The 20438-nt window shown below is 57.6% G+C and carries 23 protein-coding genes; 12 read left to right on the top strand and 11 right to left on the bottom strand.

The annotated features are described in order from the left end of the window. Positions 1-3 precede the first annotated feature (3 nt). The 6 genes from SM766_RS03020 to SM766_RS03045 all read left to right on the top strand — a co-directional run bounded on the left by SM766_RS03020 (position 4) and on the right by SM766_RS03045 (position 3183). On the top strand, positions 4-960 hold the full coding sequence (locus SM766_RS03020) for a hypothetical protein (RefSeq protein ID WP_368946888.1): 957 nt from the start codon (positions 4-6) through the stop codon (positions 958-960). Between the two features lie 12 nt (positions 961-972). Then, a complete protein-coding gene (locus tag SM766_RS03025; protein WP_368946889.1) occupies positions 973-1308 on the top strand; it encodes a hypothetical protein in 336 nt (111 codons plus the stop codon). 3 nt (positions 1309-1311) lie between these two features. Further along, positions 1312-1632, top strand: a complete 321-nt coding sequence (locus SM766_RS03030; RefSeq protein ID WP_368946890.1) for a hypothetical protein — start codon at positions 1312-1314, stop codon at positions 1630-1632. Beyond that, positions 1632-1946, top strand: coding sequence for a phage holin family protein (locus SM766_RS03035; protein WP_065270983.1), 315 nt, complete (start codon positions 1632-1634; stop codon positions 1944-1946). The genes SM766_RS03030 and SM766_RS03035 overlap by 1 nt, the downstream gene beginning before the upstream one ends. 73 nt (positions 1947-2019) lie before the next feature. Further along, positions 2020-2802, top strand: a complete 783-nt coding sequence (locus SM766_RS03040; RefSeq protein ID WP_368946891.1) for a glycoside hydrolase family 19 protein — start codon at positions 2020-2022, stop codon at positions 2800-2802. A gap of 42 nt (positions 2803-2844) precedes the next feature. Next, complete coding sequence (locus SM766_RS03045; RefSeq protein ID WP_368946892.1) at positions 2845-3183, top strand: hypothetical protein; 339 nt, start codon at positions 2845-2847, stop codon at positions 3181-3183. Positions 3184-3417: 234 nt separating this feature from the next. On the opposite strand, the gene SM766_RS03050 is transcribed toward SM766_RS03045, so the two are convergent. Further along, entirely contained in the window at positions 3418-3627 is a 210-nt protein-coding gene (locus SM766_RS03050) for a hypothetical protein (RefSeq protein ID WP_368946893.1), read from the bottom strand. Between the two features lie 85 nt (positions 3628-3712). Here SM766_RS03050 and SM766_RS03055 point away from each other — a divergent pair, with 85 nt between their 5' ends. After that, entirely contained in the window at positions 3713-3931 is a 219-nt protein-coding gene (locus SM766_RS03055; RefSeq protein WP_368946894.1) for a DNA adenine methylase, read from the top strand. Between the two features lie 210 nt (positions 3932-4141). Here SM766_RS03055 and SM766_RS03060 read toward each other — a convergent pair whose 3' ends face one another. Next, positions 4142-4360 carry a GDCCVxC domain-containing (seleno)protein gene (locus SM766_RS03060; RefSeq protein WP_274867143.1) on the bottom strand — a complete coding sequence of 73 codons (219 nt, stop codon included), beginning with the start codon at positions 4358-4360 and terminating at the stop codon, positions 4142-4144. A 3-nt stretch (positions 4361-4363) separates the two neighbouring features. Next, positions 4364-4687 carry a hypothetical protein gene (locus tag SM766_RS03065; RefSeq protein ID WP_368946895.1) on the bottom strand — a complete coding sequence of 108 codons (324 nt, stop codon included), beginning with the start codon at positions 4685-4687 and terminating at the stop codon, positions 4364-4366. A 97-nt stretch (positions 4688-4784) separates the two neighbouring features. Between SM766_RS03065 and SM766_RS03070 the strand changes: the two genes are divergently transcribed. Beyond that, positions 4785-5174, top strand: coding sequence for a MerR family transcriptional regulator (locus tag SM766_RS03070; RefSeq protein ID WP_368946896.1), 390 nt, complete (start codon positions 4785-4787; stop codon positions 5172-5174). A gap of 352 nt (positions 5175-5526) precedes the next feature. Here the strand turns inward: SM766_RS03070 and SM766_RS03075 are convergent, their stop codons facing one another. Together SM766_RS03075 and SM766_RS03080 are read right to left on the bottom strand one after the other, a co-directional pair. Beyond that, positions 5527-7392, bottom strand: coding sequence for a methyl-accepting chemotaxis protein (locus tag SM766_RS03075; RefSeq protein WP_368946897.1), 1866 nt, complete (start codon positions 7390-7392; stop codon positions 5527-5529). 502 nt (positions 7393-7894) lie between these two features. After that, positions 7895-8686 (bottom strand): AraC family transcriptional regulator, encoded by a 792-nt coding sequence (locus SM766_RS03080; protein ID WP_368946898.1) that lies wholly within the window; start codon positions 8684-8686, stop codon positions 7895-7897. A 144-nt stretch (positions 8687-8830) separates the two neighbouring features. Between SM766_RS03080 and SM766_RS03085 the strand changes: the two genes are divergently transcribed. After that, positions 8831-9187, top strand: a complete 357-nt coding sequence (locus SM766_RS03085; protein ID WP_368946899.1) for a cupin domain-containing protein — start codon at positions 8831-8833, stop codon at positions 9185-9187. Positions 9188-9331: 144 nt separating this feature from the next. Beyond that, a complete protein-coding gene (locus SM766_RS03090) occupies positions 9332-10162 on the top strand; it encodes a class I SAM-dependent methyltransferase (protein ID WP_368946900.1) in 831 nt (276 codons plus the stop codon). A gap of 475 nt (positions 10163-10637) precedes the next feature. Here SM766_RS03090 and SM766_RS03095 read toward each other — a convergent pair whose 3' ends face one another. After that, positions 10638-13091: a hybrid sensor histidine kinase/response regulator gene (locus tag SM766_RS03095; RefSeq protein ID WP_368946901.1), complete on the bottom strand. Its 2454-nt coding sequence runs from the start codon at positions 13089-13091 to the stop codon at positions 10638-10640. A gap of 30 nt (positions 13092-13121) precedes the next feature. Beyond that, positions 13122-14102, bottom strand: a complete 981-nt coding sequence (locus tag SM766_RS03100) for a TRAP transporter substrate-binding protein (protein WP_274837349.1) — start codon at positions 14100-14102, stop codon at positions 13122-13124. Positions 14103-14911: 809 nt separating this feature from the next. On the opposite strand from SM766_RS03100, the gene SM766_RS03105 reads away from it, so the two are divergent. Further along, the gene (locus tag SM766_RS03105; RefSeq protein WP_368946902.1) at positions 14912-15409 is read left to right on the top strand and encodes a GNAT family N-acetyltransferase; all 498 of its coding nucleotides are present in this window, start codon (positions 14912-14914) and stop codon (positions 15407-15409) included. A 129-nt stretch (positions 15410-15538) separates the two neighbouring features. Then, positions 15539-16327, top strand: a complete 789-nt coding sequence (locus SM766_RS03110) for a lysozyme family protein (protein ID WP_368946903.1) — start codon at positions 15539-15541, stop codon at positions 16325-16327. A gap of 14 nt (positions 16328-16341) precedes the next feature. Here SM766_RS03110 and SM766_RS03115 read toward each other — a convergent pair whose 3' ends face one another. The 4 genes from SM766_RS03115 to SM766_RS03130 all read right to left on the bottom strand — a co-directional run bounded on the left by SM766_RS03115 (position 16342) and on the right by SM766_RS03130 (position 20388). Beyond that, the gene (locus SM766_RS03115; protein WP_368946904.1) at positions 16342-17286 is read right to left on the bottom strand and encodes a hypothetical protein; all 945 of its coding nucleotides are present in this window, start codon (positions 17284-17286) and stop codon (positions 16342-16344) included. A 16-nt stretch (positions 17287-17302) separates the two neighbouring features. Further along, entirely contained in the window at positions 17303-18616 is a 1314-nt protein-coding gene (locus SM766_RS03120; protein WP_065270971.1) for a TRAP transporter large permease, read from the bottom strand. Continuing rightward, complete coding sequence (locus tag SM766_RS03125) at positions 18613-19326, bottom strand: TRAP transporter small permease (protein WP_368946905.1); 714 nt, start codon at positions 19324-19326, stop codon at positions 18613-18615. The genes SM766_RS03120 and SM766_RS03125 overlap by 4 nt, the downstream gene beginning before the upstream one ends. An 81-nt stretch (positions 19327-19407) precedes the next feature. Beyond that, entirely contained in the window at positions 19408-20388 is a 981-nt protein-coding gene (locus SM766_RS03130; RefSeq protein ID WP_368946906.1) for a TRAP transporter substrate-binding protein, read from the bottom strand. Between the last annotated feature and the right edge of the window lie 50 nt (positions 20389-20438).

The raw sequence follows: 20438 nt of genomic DNA on the forward strand, positions 1-20438 counted from the left end.
GCCATGAGCTATCCGGAGTTCTCCGACTTCCCGCCGATCCCGCAGCGATCGGCGGCGGAGGCGGATTTTGACACCAAGATGTCAGCGCTGTTCCAGCACTTTGCCACCACCCACCGGGCGGAGCTGATCGCGCTGATCGATTTTTTGAAGACGGGCAGCACCATCATTGGCGGTGCGCTGAACGCCACCACCGTGGGGCTGGATACCCCTGCAGAGGGGAAGTTTACCGCGCTGGAGGCAGATAGCCTCGGCGGGGCTGCGGTGCAGGCGGATCCGCTGGATGCGGGGCCGGGTAAGTTGATGCCCGTGGGTGCCTTTGGGTTGGGGCATAACACCCAGAACTTCGCGCCAAATAACGACGTATCAGACGGCATTCCTTCCGGCTTCTACACTACCGACGCGAGCACCACGGGCACCGGAAACGAAACATCTGTAAATGGCTCCCTCCTGCATGTTGCTCGGGCCACGGGGACAGGCAGCCCAGGTGCGTTCCAGCTTTGGCAGCGCGGTGTCGGTGATCTGCTGTATCGGCATTTTAGTGGTGGCGTACCGACTGATTGGGCTGCGATATATACCGCAGGGAATATCCTCGGCGCTGTATCTCAGTCCGGCGGCGCCCCAACCGGTGCAGTGATTGAGCGCGGCAGCAACGCCAATGGCGAATATGTGCGCCTCGCTGACGGGACGCAGATTTGTACCCACACTATGCCCACTGTTGCAGCGGATACTGCTTTTGGTGGCCTTTACAGTGGGCCGGTCGAAACTTGGAACTTTCCGGCAGCTTTTTTCGGCACGCCTACCGTAAGCGGCGGGGTAGATGGTGGCAGTACAAATACAACATACAGATGGCTGGCACTCGGGGATATTCAGCTCACCTCGATTTCATTTCGCCAGCTTAGCGCGACGTTGAATGCATACACGCGGGGTACCCGCTTGGTCGCCATCGGCCGCTGGTTCTAAAGGAACATCCTCATGCAAATTACCTGCACCTGCATCGTCGGTCTGCCCGGCCAGCCCGAAACAACTGCCAGCGTCAGCGGCGAAGTAATCACCGTGGATGGCGTCGCCTATGACCTCTCCGCCGTGCCCGAAGGCGGTTTTGCCGAACCGGAGGGCGAGCATCCCTTCGTGGGCCAGATCGCCCGCATCGGAGGCGAACTGCATCTGTCCCTGCGTTGGGCCTATGACACGTCCACCGCCGATGTTCACCAGCCCGGTGTCGCGCCCGTCCTGGCCGTCACCGAAGGGGAGGTGCCCGATCCCATCATCCGCAAGCCTGCACCGCAGCCAGACCCTCAGGAGGCCTGAGCCATGACCTTCACCCTCAAGATAACCACAGCTGCCGAGATGGCCGAGCAGGACCTGGCGCTGTCGATGGAAGAGGCTAAGGCCGAGTGCCGCCGCCGGATCCTTGCAGTCGTCAATGAGACCGCGCAGATCAATCTGGCCGCTGCCGCTGCTGCGGATCAGCTTACCCCTGAACAGCGCAGCGCCTATGTAGCGGGCCTCACCTGGATCATGCAGATGCGCGCCGCATGGCCTGCTTTGGCCGCATCCGGTGCGGATCTCACCGATGATGCAAACTGGCCCGCTGTGCCTGCGGGCGCTGCCGAGCTGGCGGGGGACTTCTGATGGATGAAACCGGCCTGGTGGACTGGCTGTCCAATCTGATCGGCGGCGCGGCAACAACGCTGGTGGGCGCTTCCTTGGGGCGCCTGATGTGGCATTCCGGCGAGGTGCGCAAAGGGCAGCGGCGCTTCTTCGGCCCGGAGCTTCTCTGGGAAATCCCGGTGGCCTTTGGCATGGCCATCATCGGGGAAGCGATCGCCAGCTACCTTGGCGCCAGCGCCACGGTCAGCACCGGCATTGTAGCACTGGCCGCCTACATCGGCCCGCGCGGCGCTGAGGTGCTGCTGGCCAAATGGCTGACTCGCGCCAAACCCTGACCTGATCCCCCGAACCCTGAAACCGCCCCGCCAAGGATGCCCTTGCGCGGGGCTTTTGCATTGGAGGCTTTCGATGCCTGACATTCTCACCTTTGAAGCTCTGCAGAAGATCACCGGCCCGATCGCGCCGGGCAGTAACCAGGCGCGCAATGCGCAGTCCTTCCTGCTGGCGTTGAACCGGCACGGATACGATCTGGGTCTGAACCAACCGCACCGGCTGGCCTACCTGCTGGGGCAGGTGCTGCTGGAATGCGGCGCCTTCCGATATGACCGGGAAATCTGGGGCCCGACCCCGGCGCAGGCGCGCTATGACACCCGCACGGATCTCGGCAACACGCCGGAGCGTGATGGCGATGGCTACCGGTTCCGGGGCCGCACCGGAATGCAGATCACCGGGCGCGCCAATTATCGCGCCTTCACCGCCTGGGTGCGCCGCCTCGATCCCACTGCGCCTGATTTTGAGGCGGATCCGGATGCGGTGAACCTCGATCCCTGGGAGGGGCTGGGGCCGCTCTGGTACTGGTCCGAGCGCGGACTAAACCTGCTGGCAGATCGGGGCGATATCCGGGCCGTCACCCGGCGGATCAATGGCGGCTACAATCATCTCTCCGAACGCAAGCGCTGGACCCTGCGCGCTCAACTGGTGCTGCTGGGATATGGCGCCACGGATCTGCGCGCCTTCCAGCGCGCTGTCGGGCTGGTGGTGGATGGCATTCCCGGCCCGAAATCCCATGCCGCGCTGCATGCGGCTCTGCTGGCCCTGCCGCCGGTCGCGCCTCCGAAACCCAAACCCAAAATCGAAACCACCGGGATCCGCGCCTTCCTTGCGCAGTTCCTGCCCTGGCTGGCGGACTAATCCGCTGGCCGCTTTTCCCAATCCCAAACAGAGGACACAACCATGAACTGGAATGACATTCTGCAACAGCTTCAGCCCGCGCTGATCAGTGGCCTGAGCTTGCTCCTGACCGTTCTGATCGGCGGCGCTGCCCAAGTGGCGAAGCAGCGCTTCGGCCTTGAGATTGAGGCCCGCCACCGCGAGGCCCTGCACAGCGCCCTGATGAGCGGCGCCCGCGCCGCCATCGAGGACGGCCCCGGCGCCGGAAAGGATGTGCTGGTCGAGCAGGCCGTCACCTATGCCCGGGAATCGGTGCCCGATGCGATCGCGCGGCTGCGGCCCAGTGAGGCCGTCTTGCGCCGCCTGGTGGTCGGCAAGCTGAAGGAGATCGGGGCTAAGTAGGGCGATTGCGAAAAGACAAGGCCCCGCCATCTGGCGGGGCCTTATTCTGTTTATTGACCGGCGTTTACCAGACCTCTGGTGTCTGTCGCAGACGCGCGCCGCAGTTAGGCCTTTTGGAAGATGAAGTAGTTGGCCGACAGGTCGGCGATTTGTGGTTACGTAAAATGCTATTTGATTGTGTGCGTTACTGATACATCCTGCGGAAGGTAACTTACTCTACCACTTTCCCAACGTTCAGCGCAGCGCATCAAGTTTATTGCCATGTTCGAGGAGCGCTCGGATGATTTGTTCGTCATGAAACTGGATGTCGCGTCGGCAGGACGGGCACGCGCACTCAAAAGTTCCGTCTTGTACCCGTCGCAATGGTTGCTTGATGCCATCGCTGCAGTGCGGGCAGGAAAATTCGACTGGGATATCGTATAGTTCCTTCGGGTCTTTAGCCATGTTTCTAACCTATCAACAACATAAGGTTGTACACAACAGTGCAATACAGGCCACCTGAGGCAAGCTTGATTGAGGCGGCAAGGGCATGTTTGAGCGCGATCACTTCCAGGCGATGGCCGACCAGATGGCCGGGATCCGCGGCAATTTCATTCTGTCGATCAACGATCGGCCGGAGATCCGCGAGATCTTCGCGGCCTTCCGGTTTGAAGAGGTGGCGCTGAAATACACCGTATCATCGGGCGCTGCGACGGACGCAGCCGAGTTGATCATCTCCAACTTCGAAACGCGGGTCGGGTTATTCTGAGGCGGTGATGTGGTGATCTCGTCCCCTTTGGGGCGGGCGCATGTGGCTTTGACTGGTTTGCGCAGATAGCGACCTATGCAAACTCGCCCTTCCATCTGCCTACTTCGGCCACTGGCGCTGCCACGCCGCATTCAGAAGCCGCCATTCGCTGCAGTTGCACCTTCGGTTAGCTGTCGATAGGCCGCTTGGCGGACGAAGCAGACAGTAAGATCATCCGCAGCAACTGTCGCCCGCCTGAATGGGTGGGCAGGGCACAGTCGCGTAGGAGCAAAACACGCAGCAGTCACCCTCTTTGGGCTTCAACACTGACTTGCACGATCTGCATTCGTAGAACCATTGGCACGAGTCCGTTGGCATCATTTCGGTTTCGGTATGTCCGCAACGCGGGCAAGTGATTACGCTTTCCAATATGATGGTTTGATCTGTCATGGGTCACATCTGCATTATCAGGAGGTCGTTGATACGGGTCTCGTTGAACACGATTACCCATGCGATTGCAGTGACCAAGGTCGTTCCACCGAGCCACCATTTCAGTCTTGCCAGTGAGCCGCGACGACGTGAAACAAACCAAGACGCCACGACCAGCGCCGTCGACATTGCAAGCACATAGTAACTTGCTGCGGCGATCTTGCCAAAAACTGCTAGCCAGCTGCCGCCCAGACCGAGCAACATCATCGTCATTGGTAGGACACAGCAAGATGCGACGCCGAGAGCGCCGAGTGATGCTAAGTAGCTAACGCCGATGTAGTTTTTCATTTTGACATCCTTCTTCGCGCGGGAACGCGTCATTTCATGTTGACTGAAAGTGTTCTAATTCCTGTAGTTGCTACAGGAGCAAGAAAGGCGAAGTCACATGTTTGCGATTGGAGAGGCGTCACGGCAAAGCGGCGTCGGAATTGAGGCTATTCGCTTCTATGAGCGTGAGGGCATTATCCCTAGGCCCGAACGTGCAGCGAACAATCGAAGGCAATATTCAAAGACCGACGTGGGACGGCTGATATTCCTGAAAAAATGCCGTGATCTGGGGTTCCCGCTGGCAGACGCGAAGGCGCTGCTCGACCTCTCAGAAGAGCATGGAGCCGACTGTGGCACCGCCTCGCAAATTGCCGCGTCACACAAGCAGAGCATCCGCAAAAAAATCTCCGACCTGAAACGTCTGGAACGCGCACTGGATGAGGTCACCGCCAACTGTTCGAACGGTAGCTGGCACTGTCCTATGTTGCTTTCGCTGCGAGAGCATTGAAGCGCACAAAGGGCTCACACCGGACCTGCGGCGCTGAGGCAAGGAACGCGTAGCGATACGGCACCTAGTCCCCGCCATCAGATGACGCTAGCAGCCCAACCACGACATTCATGCGAGGTGCAGCGAAATCTCTGCTGCATGTGCGACGGGTTTCCCAAAAGCTGCCATTCAGCAAGCGGCGGCGGCTCTGCAGTCAGCACCAGAGGCAGCGAAGCGCAGATAGCGGAATTTGCAACATTTGTGCTTTGCATCTAGGCGAACCCTGCGGGACACTCTGCGTGTTCAACGAAACGGGAAGGACAGGTTCAAACGAACCTGTCCTCGCTGACCTCATTTCCGCTGCGAGTGAGCCCTAAAAGTCCTGCCACTTATCCAAGGCTGCGTTTCCATGCGCGGTGGCCGCCGATACGGCTTCACCCATTTCCCAGTCGTCACTTCCGTGACGGGTCGGCTGTGACGTCGAGACCGCGTACATGGGCGTGACCTTTGCTCCACCCGAGATCTTGAAGTGGGCGACCCGCTCGGCCAATTTGGTGGCATCGCTTTTCAGCATGTGACTTGCGGCTGTTGCCTCTTCCACCATGGCTGCGTTTTGCTGTGTCACCTTATCCAGTTGCACAACGCCGGTGTTGATTTCTCCGAGTGCTGTGGATTGCTCAACTGCGCCCTCGGCGATGTCACTGACCAGCTTGGAAATATGGTTGACCCGATCAACGATACTGGTGAGCGCTTCGCCCGCCTTGCCCACAAGGTCCACACCACGTGTTACCTGTTTGCTGCTGTCGGTGATCAACGTCTTGATCTCGGTTGCCGCATCGGCGGACCGTTGCGCCAGGCCACGGACCTCGGAGGCGACGACTGCAAACCCCCGCCCAGCCTCACCGGCCCTTGCAGCCTCGACCCCAGCGTTTAGGGCCAGAAGGTTAGTCTGGAAGGCAATGTCGTCAATCACGCTTATGATTTGAGCGATATGGGTGGAGGATTCCTCGATCTCGGTCATCGCAGCAACAGCACTCTGAACAACCTTGCCGCTGTTTTCAGCCTCAGTGCGGGCTTCGCCCATGATGTTTTCTACGCTGCGAGCGCCATCGGCAGCCGATTTCACTGAAGCTGTTAGCTCATCGATCGCAGCAGCGGTTTCTTCGAGCGTTGCTGCTTGGCTTTCCGTCCGATTGGAGAGATCATCGGAAGACTGACTGATTTCATTGGCTCCGTTTTGGATGCTCCCAGAGGTTTCGATGACTTCGGCCACCGTAACCGCCAGCTTCGAAACGGTCGTGTTGAAGTTGCGGCGCAATTGTTCATAGTCATCGGGAAACGGTTCGGAAATAATATGCGACAGATTGCCCTCGGACAACTGCTGCAAACCCGTCCCAAGAGCTTTTACTACAAGCTGTTGCGTGCCGCGCTTGTTTTCAAGTTCCTGATCCCGTGCATGTAACAGTTGGCCTCGCAGTGTTTCCAAAGCCTTGGCTATACTGTTTAGCTCATCATCACGCTTTGAGATTGGGACCGGATGTTCAAGCTCTCCGCCAGCTATCTTGGCTATGGCGGATCGAAGGGCATCAAGAGATCCGACGATGCCTTTGCTCACCTTGAGCGAAAGCGTCAATGCGAACGCAATCGAGATACAGGAAAGGCCAATAAGTAGATTGACCCACTGGCTATTCTGAGATGTTGCGTGCTCCCCGGCCTGGTTGCCGAAGGCTTCGATTTCCTCGCCAAGGACTTCCATTACCTCTTCAAGGTCTCCGAAAGCGATTTCGAAGGAAGGCAGTTCAGCCTTTGCCGCACTTAAGTCCTTGAACGCGAGGTTGGAGATCGCGAGGGCCTGTTCGATATATGCATCAAGAACGGGGGCTACGGCTTCCACTTTTTCGCGAATTTCATCTTCCAGTGGCAAGGCCTGCATTGCCGCAATGGCGTCCCGAAATTCCTGGGCGTGGTTCTGAATTTCTTCTTGTGCAGTGTTCTTTTCGGTAGGGTCCCCTTCGGGGCCAACCAGCATAGCAAATAGTACATCGGCTCGCATGCCGTCGTGCATCATGTCAGCGTGCTTTTGGTGCAGAACTGCAGAGGTCGCGGTGATTGATACACCAAGAGCCGCATTGCTGCGGAGAAGGCCCGCGACGCCAAGGAATGTGCAGACCCCGACGGCGATTGCAGAGACCGCGCTTACCAGCCAGAGCCGGGACCGAACGGATGAAAATCGTTTCATTCTATCTCTCGCCTGGTTGTTTCGCAAAAATTACGTAAAATAACTACACCACAACCGGGTTAAAAAGGTGGTAATGCAGGATTGAGCCAGGTTTGGCGTTCCGTAACTCCCTGAAATTATTGATCGAGAATTGTGTGCCACCCGCCGTCGCAGGACCGTTTCGTAGATGCAAACAGTGGCCGTGGAAGGTGCCAAGCTAGAGGCGAAGTTGCCATCTTGCGCTTGGCTCCCTCAAGCTAATGCCGGAGATAAGGCTCAGAAATGTGGAGTTCCTCAACGCCGAAAGCAAACGTGTGACGTCACATTCATAACCCTCTAAATGCCCTGTCTACAATTGATCTTGAGGTGTAAATCAAACTTTGTACTGTCCGCTTTCAGCCCGAAGCGGTCATCTGACAAGTTTGGTAGGGAAGCCCAGCGAGTTTCTGAGGGTAACAGCAGTTATGTGGAAATTGCGGACTTTCAGGGCTGTCAAATGAGGAGGCCGCTTTGGATTAAAGTTTTAAGTCTTGCAGACTAATCGTCGCCACTGGCCCGGCGAAATTCCATAGCCAGCTTTGAATCGCCGTGTCATGTGCGACTGATCACTGAAACCTGCGCGCACGGCAGCATCAACCAAGGATGCACCGGCCGCGATGTCGCCTCGCACCTGATCTAAACGACGCATTGTTAGGTACCGATAGGGGCTTGTTCCAAACGTCTTTCTAAACTGGCGCGACAGTGAATATCGGTCCAGGCCGGTGACTTTTTCCAACTGTTCAGAGTTAACAGCTTGATCAAGGTTGCCGTCCAAATACTCTTTCGCCCGATTGGTCGCCGTGAAGTCTATCAAAGACCGCGTTGTTCGCTGAGCGGATTCATCGTTGGCAAGCAAGCCATCCGCCAGCAACACTGTCAGCTCGTCCATTGCCACTTTCTCAAGCAAAGTATCCATATCAGCAAAAGCGGCACGGATCGCTTGCATCAAACGCTGATCAGTCAGAACAGCCTGACGTAAAAACGGAAGTGCGCTTGCTTGCCGACCCAGGGCGTCACGCACCAACGAAGGTTCAACATACAGCATTCGATAGTGAAATCCGGCTGCTGTTCCAGCCTCGCCCGTATGAATTTCGTCGGGGTGAAGGACGATCACCTGTCCTGCGACACTATCGGCACGCGCACCACGATAGCTAAAGCTCTGGACGCCCTTGATTGTGTATCCGATCGAGTAAGTATCATGCCGATGTGGCGCATATGCCTCCCCAGAGAAATACGCCTCAATCCTTTGGATGCCGGTCTGCCACGGCGCCGCCACCACCCAATCATTCGCGCACGATCGTTCAAGACCCGGTGTGAGGTCGTGTGCTCTTACTTCGTCGGGTCGTCGGTTGTTCTGGATGAAAAGTCTCCTGATGGCTTCGAAAACTTACCCGCAATACTACCAAGAAGGAAATCATCAATGAAGTCAGTAAATCTCGCGGAAAAGTTGGCTCATTTTTCGACGCATTGGGATCCGCATGTCGTCGCTGATTACAACGAAAACGAGGTTATGGTAGTCAAGTTCGTCGGTGAATATCCTTTCCACAAACATGACAACACAGATGATTTTTTCTACGTTTTGGAAGGCGAGATGCAGATGGACATTGAGGGGGAACCATCGCACACGGTCCAGGCGGGCGAATTGTTCATTGTGCCGAAGGGCGTGGTTCATCGGCCACGGGCACACAGCGAAGTAAAAGTGCTGCTGATCGAACCCAAAGGGGAACCCAATTCCGGTGACTCAGATCGTGAAGCTGCGCCGAAGACCCGTATCTGATTTAATTTGGCGGCGGGTTAGCTGAAGTTCATGCCCGCCGCATCGCCGCAAGTCCGGTGCGAGCCCGAAGCTGTCGCATTGAACCCAGATACAGTGACCCAGAAAATGTGCTAAACTTCTCTACAATACCAGGGGAGAGACAAAATGACTGACGCACAGAGCATTTCAGATCACTGGGGTAAAGGAGATGTATTTTCCCGACTTCTGGATACGATGAAGTTGGCGGGCATTGATCCGCACTCATTGACGGTCGAACAACTTTCACCAGTGGATCATTTCCATGCAAGAGGTTTTCCGGCAACCGTCGAACTTGCTGACGCGCTGCCAATCAAAAATGGTGATACGCTCATCGACATCGGTTCCGGGCTCGGAGGGCCAGCCAGGTACCTATCAAAGCGGTTCAATTGCAATGTCGACGGCGTGGACATAACGGCTTCTTTTGTGGAGGCCGCCAACAAACTGAGCGCGCTCATTGGTATGGATGAAGCGGTGAAATGCCAGCACGGTGATGGGCAGAAACTACCTTTTGATGATCAGGCATTTGACGGTGGCTACACTCAGCATGTCACAATGAACGTACCCGACAGGGAGGTATTTTTTGCTGAAGCCTACCGGGTGCTGAAGCCTGGTGCCTTTTTTGCGCTTACCGAGCACGGGCTCGGAGAGGTAGGTGAGCCCCACCATCCGGTGCCTTGGTCAGCGGACGGAAGCGGAGCTTACCTGATGCGCCCTGCCGATACCGTTGCCGCGCTGGTGAAAGCCGGTTTCACCGACGTAGAGGTTACTGATACCGGCGACAAATACTTACAAGGCTATAACCAAGCCATTGAAGCTGCCGAAAAGGGCAAAGCTCCTATTTTTGGGGTGCATATCTTGCTGGGAGAACAAGCGCCGCAGATCGTGCGAAATGCAGCGCGAAACATCGCCGAGCGTAGAACCCATCCCGTCCAGATCATATGCTTCAAACCCAAATAGGTAGGTGCTGAACGGTTGGCGCGGGGCTCGCTTTTTCCGTCAAGCGGCATATCGAGAGCGGACCGATGTTGCGACTGCAGCGAATGGCGGCTTTTTCTTGAGGCGTAGCAGCGCCCGTGGCCGAAGTAGGCAGATGGAAGACCGAGTTTGCAAAGGTCGCTACCTGCGCTTCGCTGACCTTGAAGCCGGGCGTAGCATCGCCTAGGTCAACTGAGCAGACTTGAAGGTCCGCTTTAGGGAAGCCTTTCGCGCTCGCAGCAGCGCCTTCGCCGCGCCTTGAATGAATGTCGTAATTGGTCTGGGGACCGGACGTCCTAAGTCAAGAGCATGAACGGCGGCTCTGGGCCGGAAACACTGGTTGGCGGGGTTCAGACGCTCCTACGAGCGATGTCCGGTCTTCTGCTTCAAGCGGACATGACCGATTTTCACATCGTGCGGCATGCGGCCCCTCAGTGGAGGTGTTTTTTATTAGCATTCAACAATCGAACTTAGAGATAATCTCCAGCAGCTCCTGTTTGCGTACAGGCTTTGTAAGAAAAGCATTCATGCCTGCCTCAACGCTGGCGTCCCGATCAGTTTGCATGATGTTTGCGGTGAGCGCGATGATCGGACAGGGGGGGAGGTGCTGAGCTTCCTCAAAATCACGTATCTCTCGGCTCGCAGTCAGGCCGTCCATAACTGGCATTGAGAAATCCATCAAAATAAGGTCAATTTCCGCATGGCTCTGCCCATAGGTGTTCACCGCCGCTTGGCCATCCTCGCAAAAAATGAGGGTGGTCTTCGTTGGTTTTAGCATTTTTTCCAACACCAGCCGGTTCGTGCGATTGTCCTCGGCTACGAGAATCTGCGTCCCTGAGAGATCTATCCGTCCCTCAGGCTGTTTCGTTTTGTGTCTCTGCTCGTTTCCAGTCAGTGTGTTTTGCAGACACTGTCCCAGCACTGTTGCGCGTACGGGTTTCATCAGCACCGCGTCAAACCCTAAGTCGGTTAGGAGGGTCTGATCACTAGTTTGTTGGCCGGAAGAATACAGGATCATCGGGAAAGTTTCCGGGCCCATACGCGTCTTGAGTTGCCTGAACAGTTCATCTCCGCTAATATTTGGCATGTTGTAGTCCAGAATACCGATATCGATTGTTGCCAATTCGCTAGGTTCCATGGCCAGAACGGCCTCTGGACTTTTGTAGCAATGGACGACAACGCCCCACTGTTCCAGCGTCCTTTTCACGATATCATGGTTGAGCTCGATGTCGTCGACTACGAGCACATTCTTGCCGGACAGCGCTTCTAGGCTAAACAGTTCTTTCTGAACCATTGAAGAAGCTTTCTCCAGTGCAAGCCTAAATACAAAAGTCGATCCCGCGCTAGGCTTTGAGGTAACGGAAATATCGCCACCCATGGCTTCGATCAGATGCCGAGTAATGGTGAGGCCAAGTCCTGTTCCCTCAAAACGGCGCGCTTTGTGCATTTCGGCCTGTTGAAATGCGTCAAAAATACTGGCGAGTTTTTCCTCAGCGATCCCAATGCCGCTGTCCTTGATTGTGACAACCAGCGGCAATGCTTCTTCGGGCTCGTACTTAACCGATATGACTACCTCTCCCTTGGGGGTGAATTTCACGGCGTTCCCAGTCAGATTCACAATAATTTGACGTATCCGCTCAGGATCGCCATAGAACCATCGTGGAAGCTGATCATCGTAGTCGACAATCACTTCCACTTCGTGACCGCCAATCGGCGGGCCGAGCAAGGCCGCCACTTCAAATATCGTGTCATACAGAGAGAAGGCCTCGATTTGCAGAACGTTCTCCCCGGCGTCACTCTTCGAAAAATCAAGGATGCTGTTGATGATTTTCAACAGTGTCTTGGAGGACCTCAGGATCGTTTCAACGCATTCATGTTGTTCGAGTGTCAGTCTGTCACCGTCCAAAAACTCAGCCATGCCCATGATGCCGTTTATCGGTGTGCGAATTTCGTGGCTCATATTGGCCAGGAACTGCGCCTTGGCATTTGCGGCTTCGTTGGTGCGCTCCATCTCGGCTCGTAGCTTGCGCTCACCGATGACTAACAGTACCGCAAAGGCAATCAGAGTGAGTAGGATCCCGCATAGGACTGCCAGCAGTAGTCTTAGTGACCATATAGCATTCTGGCGTATGAGCGTTTCGTCAAGTACCGCCTCTACAGAAAAACCATACAGCGCATCCGTGCCAAGCCTGGTTTCGTTTGGTGAATGGGACCTACTGTCTTGCGGCCTAGGGGATGACACATCTACCAGTGGCTCCCCCCTGTAGTATATTGAGATGTCAGCACCGGTCTTCTTCCGCACCTCTTCCAAAAGGTCAAAGAAATGCAGTATCGAGACTTCGGCCATTGTCAGGCCGATTAACGAGCCGTCCTCGTAGAGGCCATCCGCGATACCAAATTGTGCTGAGGTCCCGGCAGCATCGTTTCTGCGTTTTTCAATCTCGATCAGGATCGGCGGGGTGTCCGGCCCTTCACCATACATGAAATGCGAGACCGCCTGCTTCAGGTCGTAGTTCCAGTGGGCCTCATCGGTTGTCACCATTAAATCGCCAAATGTCGACCAAACGCTGATTCCCAGATAATTCCGCTGCCGCGCACTCGCCGCCCATCTGGGATCGATGTCGTCTGCAACAATGCCTGGCCCGTAGATCTCTATGGTTCGAGCGAGTTGTTGCAACACATCCTCGGTGTGTCGTAGCGAGCCTGAGATTTCATTTGCCAAGACCTCGATCGCAGACCTGACGCGAGCCTTACTTTCCTCCATTGCGCTTTCTACGACCAGCTGGATCACAATGGCGATGACCACAACGAAGGCCATCACGACTGTGCACGACAAGGCGAGAGCAGGCGAAAAGTGGCTTTTCAGGCGCTCCCAAGCAGGCGCCGGAAATTTGGAAGTTGGCTCGAGCATTAATTCTTCTGTCGGAACTGACAACTTAGCTTAGGTAAATCGGGCACGCCAATAAGCTCTTTCGGAGAACTCGGACCAGCGGCCCAAGCTGCGCGCAAAATCGTTGTAGGAGGCGTGAACGCGTTTTGAAAATGTATCCTCCGCAACGAATTCCTCGATGATTCCCGGTGCAGCATGTCGCATGGCTCGGACGATATCATTCGGTAAGGGGAGGAATTTTACGCCGAAGTTCCGTGACAACTTGCCGACTGCAGCAGCATTCTGTGCTGCAAATTCGTTCGGCATGGCGGCGCTTTCGGCTTGGCACGCATTCATTATGATCGCACGCGTGGCGTCGTCATAGTTGTTCCATTTTTGCAGAGAAACGTTGACTTCGAGAGTATGGCCAGGCTCGTGCACTCCAGGATAGTAGCAGTTCTTGGCGTGGAGATGCATGCCGAATTCCAGATCGACCCAGGGACAGATCCATTCCGCAGCATCCAGATCTCCACTGTCAAGCAGCGCTTTTAATTCGCTTGCTGCTGTCAGTTTAGGCACCGCGCCTAGCGTCCGAAACAACTCACCACCGAGGGATGGGAAACGGATGACCAACCCCTCTAGGTCGCGCCGTGTGCGAAGCGGGTCTCGAAACCACCCGGCCGATTGAACCCCGGTGTTCCCGCCTGCCAAGGGCTTCACTCCAAACCTCTCACCAAGCTCGTCCCAAAGCTGCTGTCCGCCGCCATGCTCAAGCCAAGCATTGTGTTCATTTGCCATCATGCCGAATGGGATAGTTGCAAAAAAGGCAAAGGCGGGGGACTTCTTGGTCCAGTAGTAGGAAGTCCCATGCGAAAGATCCGCAGCCCCCGCGGCGAGCGCGTCGAGGGTTTCGAATGCCCCTATTTTTTCACCGGCCCCAAGAACATCAACAGTGATCTTACCGTCGCTCATCGCCGTGATGCGCGACGCGAGCCGCTCTGCCGTGTTATGCATCGGCTTCATTTCCCGTGGCCAGGCGGTGACCATCGTCATCCGCTGGGTGCCGCTTGCAATTGCAGGCGCGGCAATGGCCGGTAGGATCCCGCACCCACCCGCGATTGCGGTTCTTCGATTGATCCTTGTCACACCGTGCTCCTTTCGTTTGGAAATCTGGCCGACTAGACCTAGCACCAAGTCTTTTCGCATTTCTAAAGATTTAGCCCGACAAGTAGCACACCCAAGGTGAAGGAGGCGACTGGGCCGGTTGATCCGCTGGGCATGTGCACACAGGCCTTCGGTCAGCCACGCTGGGCGGCGACTTTACCAGGATCTACAGCCCAGGAAACATCTGCTCGCAAAGACAGCTTCCTGTGCCTCGCCGACGTAGCTCTCGCTCGTTGCGTCAACGGAGACCACATCGCCTCGCAGAGGGACCGCTTACGGGAAGGAAGCCTCGAATTTTCGCGCCTGCATCGGATTGCGCATTGCGTCTGGGAAGTATGTACACTTCCTGCGCCTAGCCGACCTTGAGGATGCTGTCCCAGAACGGAGAAATGCCTAGTATTTACTTCCACAGTCGTTTCCCATGGTCGCTGAATGTTCTGCAAATGTCCCGGGAAATATCTGAGCTATGTGTTTGGATTGTTGTAATCTTCTCCTGTCTTGAAAACCGTTGAACGTGAGAGCGTTCCCAGGGTTCGAATCCCTGTCTCCCCGCCACCGATTGCATGTTGCGATCAACCCCCGATCTTCCTTCGCGGTATGCCCTGATCTTGTCCGTTGCTATGGCTGCTCCAAGGATGCGATGCTGCGGGCGCAGGGTCTGCGGCGACAACAGGTTGGAACAGCTCAGAGGAGACAGGATGGCCGAGCTTATCCGTCAGGCCGACCTTGAGGATGCCGAGGCGATTGCAAGGATCGCCAATGACATGATCCGGGATACGCTAATCACCTTTACCAGCGACGAAAAGACTCCTGCTGCCCTGCGGGACGTCATCGGGGAACGCGGTCCGCGTTATCTGGTGGCCGAAGTCGACGGGCAGGTGGTTGGATTTGCGACCTATGGCGCGTTTCGCGGCGGGCCGGGGTATCGGCACACGGCGGAGCATTCGATACAGCTTGCTCCGGCAGCGCAAGGGCGTGGGCTGGGGCGGCGGCTGATGGCGCGGCTTGAGGATGTCGCCCGCGCCGACGGCATCCATGTGCTGGTGGCCGGTGTCAGTGGCGCCAATCCCGGCGGCATCGCTTTTCATGCTTCGCTTGGCTTTGCCGAGGTAGGCCGCATGCCGCAGGTCGGGCGCAAATGGGGGCAATGGCTGGATCTGGTGCTGATGCAGAAGGTCCTGTCAGAGACGGGCTAACCCGGGGCGGTGGCCTTTGCCTGTCCGTTTTAGGGGCGGTTCGCGTATTTTCTCGAATGCAATTAAAGGAAATATCAATTCTGTCCGGTCAGGATGAGGGCTGCTTGTCGCTCGAAACAGAAGGTTTCCATGGCCCATCGCAATTCTGCACTGGCGTTTGCAGCCCTGTCGTTTTCTTTTCTGGCCTCCAGTCTGGGGGCGAGCGAACAGTTCTCAATCGTCAGTGAACAGTTCTTTCAGAAGGGCGCGGGAGACAGGCGCCCGGTTCTGGCCATCCCTGCCAAGGCAGAGATCATTCCGCGCACGAGTACAGAGACACGGGCACAGCCCGATCTGGAGGCTGAGATGGAGGCGGTGCAGGCCAATCTGGCCAGCCTTTTCCGGGGCCGCAGCGGCACCAGCATGTTCCGGGATGTAACGCGCCGCAGCATTGTCGGTGGCGATGCGGCGCGCAGGCTGATGCAATTGATTGCCAGCGCCGAGGCGGGCAAGGCGCAATATGATGCGGTGCAATACGCGGCAACGATCCGTCCTTCGAAACTGCCGACGCATATGACCATCGGCGAAATTTACAAATGGATCGACGACACCCCTGGTCAGCAGCATGCCATCGGCCGCTATCAGTTCATTCCGGCCACCCTGAAACGGCTGGTGAAACATGTGGGGGCCAACCGCTCTGACCGGTTCTCTCCACAGCTTCAAGACCGGCTGGCGCAACAGCTTCTCGAAGAGGCCGGCTTCAGCGCGACCGTGGCAGGGGATATGAGCCGCCATGACTTTATGAACAATCTGGCCAAGATCTGGGCCGGACTGCCGACCTCCAGCGGGAAGTCCTACTATCACGGTCTGGCGGGCAATAAGGCAGTGCTGAGCTGGGCCAAGTTCGACAAGGAAATGGCACAGCTATTCCCGGGCTGACAGCGGGCCATGTGTTACCCGGCCTTTTTTCCGGGGCGAGAGCGCGCATAGACGCGGTGCATCACGACAGCAGTCAGATACATCGGCACCTGATAACAGCCGAGAAAGATCAGCAGCGGATCGGTGGTGCTTGCGGGTAGAGCGATCAGAAACAGTGCAAAATTGCGGTTGCCCGCGACCACGGCATAGGGTGCGGCAACCGCTTCGTGGCCCCGGCGGCGCAGCACGGCATAGGTCAACAGCTGCATGCCGAAATTGGCAGCCAGAGCGAAGGTCATCCATTTGGCGACCAAGAAGGGATCCTGTCGCAGCGCAGGTCCCAGCGCCGCCATCAATCCGACCACGATTACCGCAAGTGCCAGGGTCGTCATCCCGTCCAGCGCCTGCACCTGCTCCTGACGCAGATCGGGGCGGATCAGGTGGCGTAGGGCAAAAGCGGTAATGACCGTGAGAGCGATAGTGCCGATGAGCCGCAGTGTGGCCCAGAGGACAGCTTCCAGCCCGCCAAGATCGGGCACCAGCAGGAAGACCGGGATCACCGTCAGCGGCATCAGCGCCGTGCCCAGCACCAGAACGCGAAAGGCAGGCTCTGGCGCGTGCCCCAGCAGAAGGGTGATATTGGGGGCGCCGGTGACTGACGGGGCGCTCAGCATCAGAACCAGCGCAATTGCCGCGGGCGTTCCGGCGAGACCGGCGAGCCAAAGGAGCAGCAGCGCCGCCAGAGGTAGCATCAGTTGCAGAACCAGTACCGCCCGCAGCGATGACATCCCTTCGGAGAGGCCACCAAGGGCGGCGCGGGGACCGATGCGGAAGGCGGTCAGGAACAACAGTCCCGCCACCATCTGCGGCAGCCAAGGGCGCAGGAGCCGAGCCAGATCCGGCAGGAAAAGCCCTGCCACAAGGCCCAGAACCAAAGCGGCCCGGCCGTGCCGGGCCACAAAGGCAAGCGCATTCAGCATGCCCTCAGCCCGCCCCTTAGCCGGACGGCGTGCTGCGGATGTTCTCCGGCAGCCAGGTGGCCAGCTCGGGCCAGGCGACAAGGATCACCACCATCACCAGCATCAGGCCGACCATGGGAATGGCAGTCTTCGAGATGTAGGAGATCTCGTGCCGGGTCATGCCTTGCAACACGAAAAGGTTGAAGCCGATGGGCGGTGTCACCTGCGCCATTTCCACCACCACGACGATGAAGATGCCGAACCAGATCACGTCGATCCCGGCCTGGCGGATCATCGGCTCGACAATGGCCATGGTCAGCACGACCGAGGAAATACCATCGAGGAACATCCCCAGCACCACGTAGAACAGTGTCAATGCAATGATCAGCACCAGGGGCGACAGGTTCATCTGATCGATCCAGCCAGCCAGTGCCCGCGGCAGTCCAGTGAACCCCATGGCCAGCGACAGGAAGGAGGCGCCCATCAGGATCAGTGCGATCATCGCCGAGGTGCGTGTCGCACCCATCAGCGAGGCCGAGAAGGTGTTCCAGGTCAGCGAGCCCTGCGCCAATGCCAGCGTCATCGAACCAAGGACACCGACCGCGGCGGCTTCGGTCGCGGTGGCATAGCCCAGATACATCGACCCGATGACAACTGCGACCAGCAGCAGCACCGGGATCAGGAACCGGCTTTCGGCCAGCATCTGCCCAAGGGTCATTTTCGGCTCTTCCTGTGGGCGTTCGCCTTTGTAGAAAAAATGCCAGCCGACGATATAAGCCATAAACAAACCGGCCAGTACCAGACCCGGAAAGATCCCTGCCATGAACAGCTTGGTGATCGATTCATTGATCGACACGCCATAGACGATCAGCGTCAGTGAAGGCGGGATCATCAGGCCCAGCGTTGCCGCACCTGCGAGGGTGCCGATGATCATGAACTCAGGGTATCCACGTTTGCGCAGCTCGGGGATCGACATCTTGCCCACGGTGGTCAGCGTCGCGGCGGAGGAGCCGGAGACAGCCGCAAAGATGGTGCAGCCGGCGATATTGGTGTGCAGCAAACCACCCGGCAGCCAGCGCATCCAGGGCGCCAGGCCGCGGAACATATCCTCGGACAGGCGGGTGCGGTAAAGGATCTCGCCCATCCAGATGAACAGCGGCAGCGCTGTCAGCGTCCAGCTGGAGGCGCCGGTCCAGATCGTGGTGATCATCGCGTCGCCTGCGGGGCGGGTGGTGAACAACTCCATCCCGACCCATGCCACGCCCATCAGCGCAAGGCCAATCCAGACCGAGCTGCCAAGCAGGGCAAACAGCACGAAGAGAAAAATGATGGTGGTGTAGATCTCGCTCATTCCACGGCCTCCGAATTGATGCTGGACCGGCGGGTGATCAGCAGGCGGCACAGGTAGTCCCACAAGGCGAGCGCCAGAAGGACGGTGCCAATCGACATCGGCAGCTGCGGCAGCCAAACCGGGGTGTAGACCCATTCGGACCCGGTCTTGGCCCAAAGCTCTCCCCATTTGCTGGGGGCGGTGGCGAACATGGCGAAAAAGGACAACAGCCACTCCGGCACGAAATCCTGCCCCTGCGTGCGGTCATTCAGCATCTTGGAAAAGATGTTGGTCTTGATCGCGTAGCGGGCGAAGTATGTCGCGGTGATGGCGGCGATCCACATCGCCACCGCATCGAGAACCAGACCGATCCGGGGGCTGATATTAAGTAAGATCGACACCCGGATATGGGCGCCGCGCGTCAATGCGTGGGCCAGCGCCAGAAAGGAGGTCGCGGCCATGGCATAGCCGGCGTATTCGGTGGAGCCGGGAAAGGTTAGGTTGCTCCAACGGGCGACCATCTGCGCCACGATCAGCAGAAGGATCAGCAGCATGAATCCCGCCGCCAGAACACCAGAGCCCAGATAAATCCGGTCCGCCAGCCGCTGGAGGGGGCGCAGTATGCGCCCGGCGGGGCCGGGAACCAGCAGGCAGGCCAGTGCCACAAGGGTTGGAATTACAAACAGCCACAGCCAGAGCGGCAGGCCCAAAAACGGTTGCCAGTCGCGCAAATTGACACCCCCAGAAAGTCAGAAAAGATTAGGCTCCGCCCGCACCAGGCAGGGCGGAGCCGTTGCGCCCGGGTGGGCGGATCAGTTGCCGTTATAGGCGTCGAGAATGGCCTTGCCGTCATCGCCGACCGAGGCCAGCCATTCTTCGGTCATCTTGGCGCCGATTGCCTTTAGCTCGCCCAGGAACTCGGGGCTAGCGTCGGTGACTGTCATGCCATTGGCGCTCAGCTGGTCGAAATACCAGTTTGCCAGTTCCTCGGACTTGGCGGCGCAGGCGGCACCGGTTTCATCGGCGGCCTTCTGAACGGCGGCTTGCATATCATCGCTAAGGCCTTCCCAGGCTTGCTTGTTGACGATGACATAGTTGCGCGGCAGCCAGGCGTTGACCTTGTAGTAATGGCTCAGATGCTCCCAGACCTTGCGGTCATAGCCGGTGGAGCCGGAGGAGATGAAGGCCTCGGCAACGCCGGTGGCCAGCGCCTGCGACAGCTCTGCCGCTTCGATCTGCACCGGGATCATGCCCAGTTCTTCGGCAAAGGTGGCGGTGGCGGTGTTATAGGAGCGGAACTTCACGCCCTGAGTATCGGCCGAAGAGCCGACTTCCTTGTTAAAGTAGAAGCCCTGACCAGGCCAAGGGCAGGTGTAAAGCGCCACCAGGTTGAGATCGGACAGCTGGGCGTTCACCTTGTCCTTGGCGGCGGCCCACAGCTTTTCGTTGTCGGCGTATGTGGTGGCGACAAAGGGCAGGTTGTCCCAGCCCAGAAGCGGCGCCTCGTTGGCATGGGCGGACATGAAGCGTTCGCCGATGGGGGCCTGCCCGGTCTGCACGGCGCGCTTGATCTCGCCGCCTTTGAACAGCGAGCCGCCCGGATGCACGGTGATGTCGATCTCACCGCCGGTATAGTCGCGGACCTTGTCGGCAAATACGACGCCCATTTCCGAATGGAAGTTGGTGGCGGCATAGGCCATGGGCATGTCCCATTTTTCCGCTGCGGCTGCCGCAGCCGACAGGGCCAGGGCAGAGACGGAATATGCGACGGTCTTTGTGAAATTAGCGATCATTGTGATCTCCCTGTTTTGGTTGGTCTTTTTTATGGTTCTTATGATTTTGG

The organism is Pseudophaeobacter sp. A-200-2 (genome assembly GCF_041008815.1).
GTDB classification, from domain to species: domain Bacteria; phylum Pseudomonadota; class Alphaproteobacteria; order Rhodobacterales; family Rhodobacteraceae; genus Phycobacter; species Phycobacter gallaeciensis_A.

Excerpts from the sequence above, each read along its gene's own strand:
- SM766_RS03020 (WP_368946888.1), top strand. The coding sequence starts at position 4 with ATGAGCTATCCGGAGTTCTCCGACTTCCCGCCGATCCCGCAGCGATCG.
- SM766_RS03025 (WP_368946889.1), top strand. The coding sequence starts at position 973 with ATGCAAATTACCTGCACCTGCATCGTCGGTCTGCCCGGCCAGCCCGAA.
- SM766_RS03030 (WP_368946890.1), top strand. The coding sequence starts at position 1,312 with ATGACCTTCACCCTCAAGATAACCACAGCTGCCGAGATGGCCGAGCAG.
- SM766_RS03035 (WP_065270983.1), top strand. The coding sequence starts at position 1,632 with ATGGATGAAACCGGCCTGGTGGACTGGCTGTCCAATCTGATCGGCGGC.
- SM766_RS03040 (WP_368946891.1), top strand. The coding sequence starts at position 2,020 with ATGCCTGACATTCTCACCTTTGAAGCTCTGCAGAAGATCACCGGCCCG.
- SM766_RS03045 (WP_368946892.1), top strand. The coding sequence starts at position 2,845 with ATGAACTGGAATGACATTCTGCAACAGCTTCAGCCCGCGCTGATCAGT.
- SM766_RS03050 (WP_368946893.1), bottom strand. The coding sequence starts at position 3,627 with ATGGCTAAAGACCCGAAGGAACTATACGATATCCCAGTCGAATTTTCC.
- SM766_RS03055 (WP_368946894.1), top strand. The coding sequence starts at position 3,713 with ATGTTTGAGCGCGATCACTTCCAGGCGATGGCCGACCAGATGGCCGGG.
- SM766_RS03060 (WP_274867143.1), bottom strand. The coding sequence starts at position 4,360 with ATGACAGATCAAACCATCATATTGGAAAGCGTAATCACTTGCCCGCGT.
- SM766_RS03065 (WP_368946895.1), bottom strand. The coding sequence starts at position 4,687 with ATGAAAAACTACATCGGCGTTAGCTACTTAGCATCACTCGGCGCTCTC.
- SM766_RS03070 (WP_368946896.1), top strand. The coding sequence starts at position 4,785 with ATGTTTGCGATTGGAGAGGCGTCACGGCAAAGCGGCGTCGGAATTGAG.
- SM766_RS03075 (WP_368946897.1), bottom strand. The coding sequence starts at position 7,392 with ATGAAACGATTTTCATCCGTTCGGTCCCGGCTCTGGCTGGTAAGCGCG.
- SM766_RS03085 (WP_368946899.1), top strand. The coding sequence starts at position 8,831 with ATGAAGTCAGTAAATCTCGCGGAAAAGTTGGCTCATTTTTCGACGCAT.
- SM766_RS03090 (WP_368946900.1), top strand. The coding sequence starts at position 9,332 with ATGACTGACGCACAGAGCATTTCAGATCACTGGGGTAAAGGAGATGTA.
- SM766_RS03095 (WP_368946901.1), bottom strand. The coding sequence starts at position 13,091 with ATGCTCGAGCCAACTTCCAAATTTCCGGCGCCTGCTTGGGAGCGCCTG.
- SM766_RS03100 (WP_274837349.1), bottom strand. The coding sequence starts at position 14,102 with ATGACGATGGTCACCGCCTGGCCACGGGAAATGAAGCCGATGCATAAC.
- SM766_RS03105 (WP_368946902.1), top strand. The coding sequence starts at position 14,912 with ATGGCCGAGCTTATCCGTCAGGCCGACCTTGAGGATGCCGAGGCGATT.
- SM766_RS03110 (WP_368946903.1), top strand. The coding sequence starts at position 15,539 with ATGGCCCATCGCAATTCTGCACTGGCGTTTGCAGCCCTGTCGTTTTCT.
- SM766_RS03115 (WP_368946904.1), bottom strand. The coding sequence starts at position 17,286 with ATGCTGAATGCGCTTGCCTTTGTGGCCCGGCACGGCCGGGCCGCTTTG.
- SM766_RS03120 (WP_065270971.1), bottom strand. The coding sequence starts at position 18,616 with ATGAGCGAGATCTACACCACCATCATTTTTCTCTTCGTGCTGTTTGCC.
- SM766_RS03130 (WP_368946906.1), bottom strand. The coding sequence starts at position 20,388 with ATGATCGCTAATTTCACAAAGACCGTCGCATATTCCGTCTCTGCCCTG.